The organism is Undibacterium sp. GrIS 1.8, from assembly GCF_040544445.1.
GTDB lineage: Bacteria > Pseudomonadota > Gammaproteobacteria > Burkholderiales > Burkholderiaceae_D > Undibacterium.
In genome coordinates this window covers 1-11,982 of record NZ_JBEONQ010000078.1, presented here as the reverse complement: position 1 = coordinate 11,982, position 11,982 = coordinate 1, and the positions used below count along the sequence as shown (strand labels likewise).

General features: G+C 46.8%; 13 protein-coding genes and 4 pseudogenes. 9 read left to right on the top strand and 8 right to left on the bottom strand.

What is annotated here, in order from left to right; all coding sequences use genetic code 11:
• A partial coding sequence (locus AAKU64_RS21195) for a helix-turn-helix domain-containing protein (RefSeq protein ID WP_354362948.1) occupies positions 1-352 on the top strand: 352 nt, incomplete at its 5' end.
• A 104-nt stretch (positions 353-456) separates the two neighbouring features.
• On the opposite strand, the gene AAKU64_RS21190 is transcribed toward AAKU64_RS21195, so the two are convergent.
• From AAKU64_RS21190 to AAKU64_RS21160, 7 genes are all read right to left on the bottom strand, one after another.
• A complete protein-coding gene (locus AAKU64_RS21190) occupies positions 457-1,500 on the bottom strand; it encodes a site-specific integrase (RefSeq protein ID WP_354362947.1) in 1,044 nt (347 codons plus the stop codon).
• A gap of 110 nt (positions 1,501-1,610) precedes the next feature.
• Complete coding sequence (locus AAKU64_RS21185) at positions 1,611-1,955, bottom strand: hypothetical protein (RefSeq protein ID WP_354362946.1); 345 nt, start codon at positions 1,953-1,955, stop codon at positions 1,611-1,613.
• A 662-nt stretch (positions 1,956-2,617) separates the two neighbouring features.
• Complete coding sequence (locus tag AAKU64_RS21180; protein ID WP_354362945.1) at positions 2,618-3,118, bottom strand: glycine zipper 2TM domain-containing protein; 501 nt, start codon at positions 3,116-3,118, stop codon at positions 2,618-2,620.
• Positions 3,119-3,155: 37 nt separating this feature from the next.
• On the bottom strand, positions 3,156-3,680 hold the full coding sequence (locus AAKU64_RS21175) for a glycine zipper 2TM domain-containing protein (RefSeq protein WP_354335222.1): 525 nt from the start codon (positions 3,678-3,680) through the stop codon (positions 3,156-3,158).
• A gap of 405 nt (positions 3,681-4,085) precedes the next feature.
• Positions 4,086-4,940 carry an NAD(P)-dependent oxidoreductase gene (locus tag AAKU64_RS21170; RefSeq protein ID WP_323492935.1) on the bottom strand — a complete coding sequence of 285 codons (855 nt, stop codon included), beginning with the start codon at positions 4,938-4,940 and terminating at the stop codon, positions 4,086-4,088.
• A gap of 602 nt (positions 4,941-5,542) precedes the next feature.
• A complete protein-coding gene (locus AAKU64_RS21165; RefSeq protein ID WP_322121764.1) occupies positions 5,543-6,100 on the bottom strand; it encodes a cytochrome b in 558 nt (185 codons plus the stop codon).
• Between the two features lie 222 nt (positions 6,101-6,322).
• Complete coding sequence (locus tag AAKU64_RS21160; RefSeq protein WP_322121763.1) at positions 6,323-7,285, bottom strand: cation diffusion facilitator family transporter; 963 nt, start codon at positions 7,283-7,285, stop codon at positions 6,323-6,325.
• A gap of 542 nt (positions 7,286-7,827) precedes the next feature.
• On the opposite strand from AAKU64_RS21160, the gene AAKU64_RS21155 reads away from it, so the two are divergent.
• The 3 genes and pseudogenes from AAKU64_RS21155 (at position 7,828) to AAKU64_RS21145 (ending at position 9,028) form a co-directional block, all read left to right on the top strand.
• Entirely contained in the window at positions 7,828-8,397 is a 570-nt protein-coding gene (locus tag AAKU64_RS21155; RefSeq protein ID WP_322121762.1) for a DUF4337 family protein, read from the top strand.
• A gap of 235 nt (positions 8,398-8,632) precedes the next feature.
• Positions 8,633-8,830 (top strand): annotated as a pseudogene (locus AAKU64_RS21150) (HipA domain-containing protein); the annotation flags it as partial.
• Between the two features lie 3 nt (positions 8,831-8,833).
• Positions 8,834-9,028, top strand: a complete 195-nt coding sequence (locus AAKU64_RS21145; RefSeq protein WP_322121761.1) for a hypothetical protein — start codon at positions 8,834-8,836, stop codon at positions 9,026-9,028.
• A gap of 59 nt (positions 9,029-9,087) precedes the next feature.
• Here AAKU64_RS21145 and AAKU64_RS21140 read toward each other — a convergent pair.
• Positions 9,088-9,755: pseudogene (locus AAKU64_RS21140) on the bottom strand (IS6 family transposase).
• A 275-nt stretch (positions 9,756-10,030) separates the two neighbouring features.
• Here AAKU64_RS21140 and AAKU64_RS21135 point away from each other — a divergent pair.
• The 5 genes and pseudogenes from AAKU64_RS21135 to AAKU64_RS21115 all read left to right on the top strand — a co-directional run bounded on the left by AAKU64_RS21135 (position 10,031) and on the right by AAKU64_RS21115 (position 11,852).
• A complete protein-coding gene (locus AAKU64_RS21135; protein ID WP_322121760.1) occupies positions 10,031-10,315 on the top strand; it encodes a type II toxin-antitoxin system TacA family antitoxin in 285 nt (94 codons plus the stop codon).
• Positions 10,312-10,818 (top strand): GNAT family N-acetyltransferase, encoded by a 507-nt coding sequence (locus tag AAKU64_RS21130; RefSeq protein ID WP_322121759.1) that lies wholly within the window; start codon positions 10,312-10,314, stop codon positions 10,816-10,818. Before AAKU64_RS21135 ends, AAKU64_RS21130 begins: the two co-directional genes overlap by 4 nt.
• A gap of 96 nt (positions 10,819-10,914) precedes the next feature.
• A pseudogene (locus AAKU64_RS21125) lies at positions 10,915-11,013 on the top strand (IS6 family transposase); the annotation flags it as partial.
• Between the two features lie 47 nt (positions 11,014-11,060).
• Positions 11,061-11,680 (top strand): annotated as a pseudogene (locus AAKU64_RS21120) (IS6 family transposase).
• Between the two features lie 4 nt (positions 11,681-11,684).
• The gene (locus tag AAKU64_RS21115) at positions 11,685-11,852 is read left to right on the top strand and encodes a hypothetical protein (RefSeq protein WP_322121758.1); all 168 of its coding nucleotides are present in this window, start codon (positions 11,685-11,687) and stop codon (positions 11,850-11,852) included.
• Positions 11,853-11,982: the final 130 nt, after the last annotated feature.

The following is an 11,982-nucleotide window of genomic DNA, read 5'->3' as shown; positions in this document are numbered from 1 at the left end:
TGAAACCTTAATGAAATCATTGACTTACAGAACTACCCCCACGCCAGTGCTCGATCTCCTACCGTCACTTATTGCACCTAAAACAAATCGACCCCTAATCACACAAACTTCCGGAAAACCAGAGCCATCGGCACGGGAGATACTCGCGGCGAATATGATTCGATTGCGTGGGAAGTTGGGTTGGTCCCAGGAGATGCTGGCGTTCGAGGCTGGTCTTCACCGGACCTTTATCGCACATGTGGAGCGGCAGGTTCGGAATATATCGCTTGATAATGTTGAGCGCATCGCACGCGCTCTAAGAGTGCCAACGTTTAAACTACTGGCGGAAGCGGGCGATGATTTCGCCGGATGAAAGCTGCAAATAACAAGTGAAGTGCTATGAAAATACCGCCAATCGTGCGGGTTTTTACAAGCGGCACTGCCTACGACATGTGCAGAAACCGGTCTTGTGCATTATCATCCCAACTTTCGCGCCAAGTCTTCTGCTCGTAGATGAGTGTAGCGTTTTAGCATTGAAAGAGATTTGTGACCGCTGATGCTTGCGACCTCCATCATGTCAAGCCCTAATTCAAACAGGCGAGTAGTCGCCTCGTGGCGCAGATCGTGGAACCGCAGGTCATCAAGAAAGGCCTTTGAAGGCGCCTGCTTGGCTTCTGCGCAATCTTTGACATATTGGGCGCTGCCAACCACGCAGGCACGCTGGAAGGTTCTAATTAGCCGATCCTGCGAGATTTCGAAAATTCGTCCGCCATCAATGGAACGGGCGAGCGAGTTCAAGATTGTCAGCGCTTTGCTAGAAAGCGGAACGCTACGTGATTCACCGTTTTTTGTGTCGGCAAGAAAAGCCACTTTTCGGTTGAAATCGATGTTTTTCCACTCCAATCCCAAAATTTCGCTTTGTCGCATCGCAGTTTCGATTGCAAGCTCCACAATCGCACGCGCAATTGGTTGACTGCTTTTATCGAGCGCAACCGTTAAGTATTTCTGTTCATCACCGTTTAGACGCCTATCCCGTTGCTTTGATCCGCTGGGAAGTCTGACATTCTTAACCGGGTTGATTAAGCTCTCCATACCCCAGTCTTTGCGCGCCGTTTCGAATAAATGAGAAAGCAACGCCATGTCCAGCCGAATCGTGTTTTCAGCCTTGCCTGCTGCCCGGCGCTCATCGCTGAATTTCGCCATGTCGCTACCTTTTATAGTTGACAGGTACCGCACGGCGAGTGGGCGGCTTTGCCATTTTTTTATTCGAGTACGCTCCTGCAGGGCGCCTTTTTTCTTGGGTGTCAATTCTTGCGCATATCGCTCAAGCGCATCCTTGAGCGTCGTGCTTTCTGCTTCTGCGCGAGAGACAAATGCACCGCGATCCATTTCACCTTCGATCAGTCTTGCCCAAGCTTCCGCGTCCGCCTTGATGTTGAACGTCTTGGATTGTACTGGGTGGCCTTGCCGTCTGATCTTGGCTTGCCATTGGTAATCACCGCGCTTGGTAAATGTAGCCAAAATTGTTCACCTTAGTTGGGGGGGGGATTTGATCTTTAGTGTCCCAAATTTGTCCCAATAAATCAACTTATATCGTATAACTAGCGCTGGTGCTCGATTTGCGGATGGACTCATAATCCGCTCGAATATAATTCACCGCATAGTTCAAGTTGATCTCCAACTTGAATTGATGTTAGAGATCTTGGTATTGATCTAGAATTTTTTACGTAGTCACGCGCATATACATTGTCGATGGCAACATCATAAACTTGTCCATCCTGGTCTGATTGCACTTTAAGATGGGTATGAGATAGTCCTATGCCCTTCAGATAACTTTTTGCGCTGGCAAAAGTAGGGCCACCTACCACTGAGCCTGTCAAATAACTACCCGCAGCTGCATCGCAATCACTTTGTCCATCGGCCATCGCGTAAATACTTTGACTCATCAAAAATAAAACTACCAATAATTTTTTCACTTACATTCTCCTTCATGGTTGGGGGATAGTTGTAATTCAGAATCACAGCAGCGTTTAAAAGCAACGTTGAAACAAATCGACAAACTTGAACAATTGTTCTATGTTCCAAACAAGCTTTCCCAACCCGGGTATGGATACCTCGTCATATATATGAACTGTTTCCTAAGACCTATAGCCGTTTTCGAGTTGGTGAATTACGCACTGCTGACCAAAAATATGTCTTTTGGATAAGTGTGAAAATAACATTTCATTATTACAACTATGTGACTTTGATTTTTTAAATATTGAATAAATCCTCCTCAAAAAAGATCAATTAAAAGTAACTTTTTTTAAATTCGAATTGATCACATTTTGTTAAGCCTAATGTTGGTAATGCAGCGGGCGACAAGATCTGAGTTTCTTATATCGATCCATTAAAATCGATCAGTCGACCGACTATATCTATGTAATTTATTTGATGGGTTTTGCTGGCGAATTTCAGCGGTACGATGATGATTTAGGCGACCATATCGACTGCACTAGGTTTGATGTATGGACTGTTTGCCGCTGGTCTGTATTTAATTCCACTTACAAGCCACTGAGCAATGAGTGAATCGTGATTCTTGCTAACGCGCGGCGCGGCGCCGCGCGCTTATTAGCAAAAAGTAGGCGGAATACTTTGTTTAGTCATCATCTTCATGGTGTCGATGTTCCTCATCACGGTCATGGTGATGTCCATGCCAACCATGGCCCCATTGTTCGCGATAGTCATGTTCATCGTGTCGGACGTAATAGGGCACATACACAGGTCGCGCCTCAATCCATACAGGGGAGGGTTCCCTATAAACCGGAACTTGAACATGGTCTATCACAGTGCGGCAACGTTGCACATTCTGTGTGTAATAGCCTGGAGATGACGACATGCGCTCGCCGACCATCACACCTGTTATCGCGCCAAGGGCAGTCGCTGCAGTGCGGCCGTTCCCATTTCCAACTTGGTTACCGAGTAAGCCGCCTGCAATGCCGCCTATGAGTGCACCTCCGACGTCATTACTACGTTGTTGCATGTGAACCTGCTCGTTCCAGCACTCTTGACGAGGACGCTCAATCGTTTGATATTCAGTGGAGAATGCCGCAGCTGGCAACGCCAGGAGTATGAGTGCCAGACTAGTTTTGATTGTCATGATGATTCCTCCTGTTTTTTCTATTGCGTTGTTGACGTTATTGGTTGTTACCAGATTGGTTATGCTTCGCGATTTCATTTCCAACGTAGCCTCCACCAACTGCACCGGCGATTGCTGCAAGAGTACGACCATTACCTCCGCCAACTTGACTACCCACTAAACCACCGACGAGCGCACCAAGACCTATACCAAGTGGACTGTTCTGGGCGACCTGGGCTGGCTGTTGATATGCGGCCGCTGGTCGGTAATCTCTTGCTTGCTCAGCTTGAGCCAGCTGGGCATGGTCGCTGTTGTGGTTAGTCTGGTTGTAACGCGGATAGTCGTGGTGCACAACCGTTTTGTATCGAATAACTTCACGCTCGACAGGCACGGATACTAATTGTTGTGCCATTGGAGTGCTCGTATTATTCATCATTTCTGTTGTCGGATTAGCGACGGTCTGGCCGTGGGAGTTGGGCAAAATTCCTGTAATCGCTGCGGCACCCACTAGACTGACTAAAGTTAAGGAGGCGGCAGCAGCAGCCATCAAGGGGTGAATGCGATTTGAGCTAGTGGTTTCCATTTTCGTTCTCCGGTGTAGCGCTAGCATCGCGCTGATACACTCACAACGTCTGACGCCGCGAACGAGACGTAAGATAGATGTTTCCTGAGTAATTAGATGTAACTAAAGCTAGTTCGAGTTGTACGGTGTGATCGTTATAGCGAACTGTAAGAGCAATGTCTGAGTTAATTACAGAAATTCTGATTAAAAGCATATGCGAGGTAAAGTTCGAAAAAACGATTTATGATTATTTTGCGTCAGCGTATGCCGATGTTACCTCAGGTGGTGACAATGCTAATTGTGATTATATGAACGATATAAGTCGTTGTAATTTTTTCGACCCCAATCGATGTGACGTTGGACTGCGGTCTGTGAGTTCAAGCTTTTAGCTCGGATTGTCTAAACGAGAACCGCAGCCAGCTATACTCAAGGCCGCACCACTGCATCGATTCCAAGCACGCTGGCATCTTCAGCACCATGTCCAGCGGCGATGAGCTGATCCATTCTGGCCGCAATTGCTGGCAGTGTTGCCATCGAGCGACTGCCAGATGTTTCCAACATCAGACGCACATCCTTGCGTGCCATCACTAGCTCAAAACTCGGAGCGAAGTTGCCTTTTGCCATGTTGAGCCCGCGACCGCCGACCGTCGCATTTAAGTCCAGCATACCAAGCAACTTGATCGCATCTTCACCATGTATATCGCTTGCCTGCGCCAGAGTCAGCACATCTGCCATTACTGCAGAGAGGCCAATGATCATTGCATTACCTAGTAATTTGTTCGCGGCGGCAAGGTCGGATCGTTCTCCTATATAAACCAGACGCCCGGTCATCTTGGCGAGATCTGCCTTGACCGATTCGAATAGAGCACTTGGGCCAGCAACCATCATTGAACCTTGAGCGTTTCTAGCAGCCGGTGGTCCCATAAAGACAGGGCAGTGCAAATACTTCAATCCTGCGGTATGAAGTTGTTCAGCGCGCTTTGCGGTGAGTACCGGCAAGGTCGTAGTATGATCAATGATGATCGTACCAGGCTCGAGTGCAGTACGTGCCATGGCAATAACTTCTTCGACAACTGCGTCATCTTTTAGCACTAGATGCACTCGCGATGCACCTCGGACTGCGTCAGCAGGAGTTGCGGCGGCTTTGACACCAAATTGCATCAAAGCGTTAACTTTGTCCGCAGAACGATTCCATGCGGTGACTGAGTCACCACGTTTTGCCGCAGCTTCAGCGAATGCACCGCCGAGCAATCCTGTCCCAAGAAAGCTGATATTTGCCATGGTTTTATCCTATTGAAATTACACTTGAATGGTGATTATTGAGAGAATAGTTTTGAGTAATTCTAAACGATGCTTATATTTTACTATAGTCCGTTAAATTGCCGTTAGAGAGACCTGACCCGGTCAGTTGGTTTACAGTTGCTGGGCTGGTATGTCAAAACCTAGCCCATAAAACGGATGGATAACAGAGTCTCATAGCCCTAGTGAGCCGTTAGCGTAATGAACTTCTAGATTGCAAAACACTGATAAAGGATGAACTGACCTGCTCAATATTATAGCGATGCATTTCTCCATCAATGTGGAGGGGCATGATGGCGGAGAGGAACCTCAACAAAGTGACCACAGATCTTTCGTTACAAGGCTAAAATCTTAAAACCATTGTCTAGCAGAGCGCATATACGATCAAGCGGATGCTCGTGCCGGTGCTCAAATGTAAGCAGTTCCGGTCCATCAGTATCGTGCTCGCTGGATTAGTACTGGTGTAAATAGACAGTTAGAGATTGATGGAATTAAATCTACGCCGCACACAAATCGATTTTACTTATCGGTGACATAGTTCCTGCTATTGTCGTCTTCCGATCAACAATGCGACAGAATCGGTTTTAGAACCACATTCGGTAAAAGACGCGGTCTCTATCTATGAATAGGTGCTTTAGGCCGGCTAGCACATGCAGGACGATCAGGGTCGTCAGGATAAAAGCTAAGATTGAGTGCGCAGCAAAAAATTGTTCAGCGATGTCATGATTGGGAGTCGTCCAGGCTGGGAGTTTCATTCCGAATAGTGATACACCTCGCTTGGTATAAGATGTCCCTATAAATCCGATAATAGGCATGGCAAACATGCTGCCATAAAGCAGCCATTGGATAATGCTTGCTAAATTCTTTTGCCAGCCAGGGACGTTATCTGACAATGGCTCTGGTTTGTGTCTGATCCGCCAGACTATGCGAATCAGAATTAGTATGAGGACGAGTATGCCGAACGATTTATGTTGATCAAAATACCAACCACTCCCAGGCTCATCCTCAATCGACATCATGTACCAGCCCACGCACAGTAAGCCGATGATCAAGAGTGCGGATACCCAGTGGAGCCAAATTGCGGGCTTGTGATATTTCCAATTGTGTTCAGACTCTGTGCCAAAGTTAATATGCTTCGCCATGCGATTTCCTAGGTTAGTTATTAGGATACAAAACTGATCTATTTAAGTACCTTAGGTAGCGAGCCGCAGAAACATATACTTAGAAACTACGTTAAGCAACATGAGCAAGGCATTTAAAGGACGAAAGGTGAGAGGCCAATTCTGGTCATTTTTGTTAAGCTTTTCTGCAGTTTTCGAAGCTACAAAATTTCACCTTTCTACTTTGATGCCGTGTTATTCGTCCTAGTCTGATGGGGAGATTTGTACTTTATTTTCGTGATCTAGATCTGGTTTTTTCCATGGATCAATGTGCGTCATTAGGTTGAGCACTCTGTGGCGCTCCAGCACACGACGCCTGGCATCGACTGCAATGTCATGTCCGGCCTCCACTGTCAGTGATGCTTCGACTTCTAGGTGCACATCGGCGACGATCATGTCACCCATCTTCCGCGTACGCAAATCATGAACGTTGCTCACACCAGGTGTTTCTAACAATGTGATTCGGATTGCGTTGAGTTCGATCTGGTCGACTGCTCGATCCATTAAATCATGTAGGGCATCCCAAGCAAATCCCCAACCCATTTTGAGAATCATGAATCCTACAATCAGTGCGGCAATAGGGTCAAGTATTGGATAGCCTGCTAAATTACCGATGATACCTACGCCGACCACAAATGATGATGCCGCATCTGAACGGGCGTGCCATGCATTTGCAATCAGCATGCTTGATTTGATGCGCTTGGCGATGGCAAGCATGTAGCGAAAAAGTAGCTCTTTGGTGCATAGCGCTATAGCCGCCATCCATAAGGCAATACTCTGTACTTGTGCGATGGTATCCGGAGCTTCAAGCTTCAATACAGCAGTCCAAATCATGCCTGCACCAACTGCGAGTAGTAACAACCCTAGAATCAACGAGGCCGCATTTTCAAATCGCTGATGACCATAAGGATGGTCGTCATCGGCGTCTTTCTTGCTGTGATGACTGGCAAATAGCACAACAAAATCCGACACCAGGTCGGATAACGAATGAATGCCGTCAGCAATCAAGCCTTGTGATTTAGCGAATATACCTATGCTAATTTGAGCAACACTCAAGCAAATATTGACACCTACGCTCACCCAGGTACTTCGCGATGCCGCAGTTGCTCTCTCAGTTGCCGAATGCAAGGAATTCTCGTTCTGGTGTTCAACTTCAGTTGGGTTCATATTGACGCAATAATTTAGTAGTACATGATTTACGATAAACCAGCATCTTAAGGGACATTGCTTTTCTATGCGAGTAGAGGTGCTTCGAATCATATTCGCAATGATTCGCGTTTTACCTGCCAGGCATATATTAATAAAGAATCTGTTGATTCTTATGCCCTTCCTCGTAGTCCCATCTGCTTAGTTTTTAAGATAATCTTGTCGCCTAACACTTAGTTTGAGAATGAAAAATCTGTCTAGGATCGAATTAACGAACGCGGTAATTAACTCATAGGCGAAATTTTTTTGATCAGTTGTAAGTGTTGGCCAAAGAAATTCGCTCAATTAGTTTGAGGATGATTGCGATCCCTTTGATAAGTTTGATTTGTGTCAGTTAATACGACAGAACCGTTTGAGTTCGAGTAATATTCTTAATAATAAATCTAGCTTCATCTTTAAAGTCGTCTGCTACCTTCGCTAGAATGATACTGACTAAGTATTTAGCTTTCAGTTCAGGGGCAGCATTTGCATCGCATTATCACTTACCACTTTAGAGGGAATATATGGAAGAAGAATATGAAGTTCCTAGCCCGCACGAACACGCGCTTGATGATGCTGCTGAAAAAGAAAGCAATGGTTTAGCACAAAAAATTGCTTTGATGACGGCTGTTCTTGCCACCGTTGGTGCACTCATCAGCTACGAAAGCGGTGCTGCGCAAAATGAAGCGATGTTCCTAAAAAATCAAAGCATCCTTAAACAGGCGGAAGCATCCGACCAATGGGCATTTTATCAAGCGAAATCCATCAAGAGCCATCTTGATGATGCTGTTGCCGCGTTATCTACTACTTCGGAAATCAAAGAACGTTTTTTGGTAGACAAGCTAAAAGAAGAAAAAGAGAGGGTTGAAGTACAAGCCGAGGCGAAGAAACTACAAGCAGAATCCCGCAGATTAGGAGAAGAATCTGAAGCAAAGCTTAAGCCACATGAACGTTTGGCTCTAGCTTTGACCTTCATCCAGATCGCAATCGCACTTGCAGCAATTACAGTGCTGACCAAGCGGCGTTGGTTGCTCTGGGGCTCTGTTGCGTCCTCTGCAATTGGAATCGCTGCTGCAATCACCACATTTTTTTGAACACGAAGGCAATTCAAACGAAAACCACGCAGACACAAAACGCGTACCTTAGAGGCAAATATCTAGCATTCGGCTTAGGATTTGTCTCCTTGTACAAAGGTAGACATTATGGAGTATGAATGCCGCGTGAATAATGTACCGGAAAGCGCACTGGAAACTGCCATAAATGGCGCGTTAAAAGTGTACCAATCCCAGCCTGTAGTCTTATGCTGTAGTCTCAACCAAGCGACTAGAGAGCGCTAAGCAGCTATATAAATTAATGTTACTCAATTATGCTTTGCATAATGGTGATGCGCATCTGAAGAATTTTGCTCTGGTATACACAAACTATGAAGATGCATTTCTCTCACCTGTCTACGATGTAGTAACTACGTCTGCATATCCACATCTAGAAGATAAGCCCGCCCTCACATTACAAGGAAAAAAAGCCTAGTGGATGGGGAAGCAGCTTCGACAACTTGCAACAACGCGTTTGTCTTTGCTATCGCGTGATCTTGACGAAGCAGAGAATAGCATTAGTCGAGCGATTGGTCAGACCTTGCCATTAGTTTCGACAATGATTGAGCGCTATCCATATTTTAGAGAAACGGGTAAGCGTATGTTGATTGAATGGGTATTGTCAACTTGCTGAACGGAGACGGCGAGTTGTACAATTTTAGGCGAACTTGCATTTGCCCGGGTAACACGGTGTCATGGATTAGGTTTTTTTGCTACGTTGGTGACCTCATGCCATACAGAAAATGCCTGTGTACGCATGTGTCGGTACTGCTCCGCGGTCATACGGTTTCGCTGACACCGGAAAGCATGGTTGATCGGGCCATGAGCCGATAAAAAGCGCTGAGCATGGCCCGATGACTTGAAGCGCCGCATCTGTCGTTCTCGTTGCCGCATCGGTTGGTGCGAGAGTTCTGCACGGTTATTGAGGCCTTTGTGTTGGCGACGCTCCACACGCGGCATGATTTGCGTCTTCGCCGCGACATAACTCTTGAGCTTGTCGGTGATTAGCACTCGTGGTGCGTAACGTAAGCCCTTGAGCAGCTTGCGGAAAAAACGTTTTGCGGCTGTCGGTTGCGCCGACTCTGCATCAGAATATCGAGCACATGTCCGTTCTGATCGACCGCACGCCGTAGGTAATGGTGCTTGCCCTTGATTGTTAGCACCACCTCGTCGAGATGCCATTTGTCTCCGCGTTGCGGTTGACGCCGGCGAAGCTCATTGGCATAGCCTTGGCCAAACTTCAACGTCCATTGGCGGATCGTCTCATACGTGACTAGGATGCCACGGCTGGCCATTAGTTCTTCTATGTCGCGAAAACTCAGCGCGAACCGGAAGTAGAGCCACACGACATGGCTGATGATTTCTGCTGGGTAGCGGAACCCGCAATAGAGTAGAGATTTTTTCGTCTCGCCACCTTACAATATTTTGCCAGCCTCCGCAAGTTGACAATACCATCCTGAGAAAGTAGTAATGGATGAGAGCGGAGCCAATAAATCGGCGATCGATCAGATCATCGAAGACAAGGCGATTTTGCTAATGCGACAAAACGCCCGAACCACTCTTTAATAAATAATTAGATATTGTACGTCATTTGTGCTAACATAGCGTCAAATGAACTAACAAATGAGGTGACGCCATGAGTGCCCTAGCTTTTAAATCAGCCCGCTTTGGACTCCGTGCCACGCCAGAACAGGAAACTATACTGCGCAGAGCCGCTGATGTGTCGCGTAAATCTTTAACTGATTTTATTCTCGATAGCGCTTGTCTCGCGGCGGAACAAGCACTCCTAGACCAAAGATTGTTCATGGTTTCTGGGAATCAGTATCAATCTTTAATGGATTTATTGGAACGTCCTGAGCAAGAAAATAAAGGTCTACGCGATTTATTCTCTCGAAAATCGCCGTGGGATGAGGCGAAGTGAGTTTAGGCAAGCCGGAGCCTCTTAATGCCAAACATCAAATCGAGGAATTTGATTGTGGCAAGCCTCCCCTTAATGAGTGGTTGCTACGCCATGCCAGACAGGCGCAAGGAAGTGGATCTGCAAAAACTTTCGTAGTAGCAGATGGGTTTCGTGTTGTCGGGTACTTCAGTTTGACGATTGGCCAGGTCGACACTACTGAAGTTCCCGAACGTATCAGTAAAGGAATGGGGCAATACCCAATCCCTGTTGTTATAATTGCTCGCCTTGCTGTTTCTACTCATGATCAAGGCAAAGGCATTGGTATAGGTATGCTCAAGGATGCAATTGAACGTACCATCGTCATAGCTGATCAGGCTGGCGTCAGAGCTATGCTCACTCACCCCATTGATGATGAGGCTTCAAATTTCTACACCCGTTTCGGATTTATAGGATCGCCCATTCGTGAAAAACAATTATTACTTTTGCTAAAAGATGCGCGGCAATTGTTATCTACGAAAACTTGAAATAGTCCAATCAATCAACTCACTGCTTATAGTTTAGGCTCTATCGCATTAGGCCGAAATTGGTAAAACGTTTCGATGAAATCAGTGCCTAAATAAATTGAAGAGTCTGTACTTCGTCAGGTTTTAAAACGTTTACATTATCCACTCGATATGATGTTGTTATGTGTGCGTTGGTACGCGGCCTATGTGCTGAGCGGTATTGTCAACTTACGGAGGCTGGCAAAATATTGTAAGGTGGCGAGATGAAAAAATCTCGACTCTATCGCGGGTTCCGCTACCCAGCAGAAATCATCAGCCATGTCGGGTGGCTCTACTTCCGGTTCGCGCTGAGTTTTCGCGACATAGAAGAACTAATGGCCAGCCGTGGCATCATAGTCACGTATGAGACGATCCGCCAATGGACGTTGAAGTTTGGCCCAGGCTATGCCAATGAGCTTCGCCGGCGTCAACCGCAACGCGAAGACAAATGGCATCTCGACGAGGTGGTGCTAACGATCAAGGGCAAGCACCATTACCTATGGCGTGCGGTCGATCAGAACGGACATGTGCTCGATATTCTGATGCAGAGTCGGCGCAACCGACAAGCTCAAGAGTTATGCCGCGTGTGGAGCATCGCCAACACAAAGGCCTCAATAACCGTGCAGAACTCTTGCACCAACCGACGCGGCAACGAGAACGACAGATGCGGCGCTTCAAGTCATCGGGCCATGCTCAGCGCTTTTTATCGGCTCATGGCCCGATCAACAATGCTTTCCGGTGTCAGCGAAACCGTATGACAGCGGAGCAGTACCGACACATGCGTACGCAGGCATTTTCTGTATGGAATGAGGTCACCAACGTAGCAAAAAAACCTAATCCGTGACACCGTGTTACCCGGGCAAATGCAAGTTCGCCTGAAATTGTACAACTCGCCGTCTCCGTTCAGCAAGTTGACAATACCGGCGGGAGTACTGGCGCGTATTGCACCACCAGCATCACCTGTACCTAAAGCGATGGCGGCTAAAAAAGAGAGTGGGAAACCTAAAGCTAAATGATAGAACCTGTCAGCGCGATTAATAGATTTATCCATGGCGTTGGTGCACTTAAAAGTTGAAGTAAAAAGTACCCCAACCCCGATCATTTATGCAGGAACTTTCTGACTACGGACGGAGTTTGGGCGTCCAG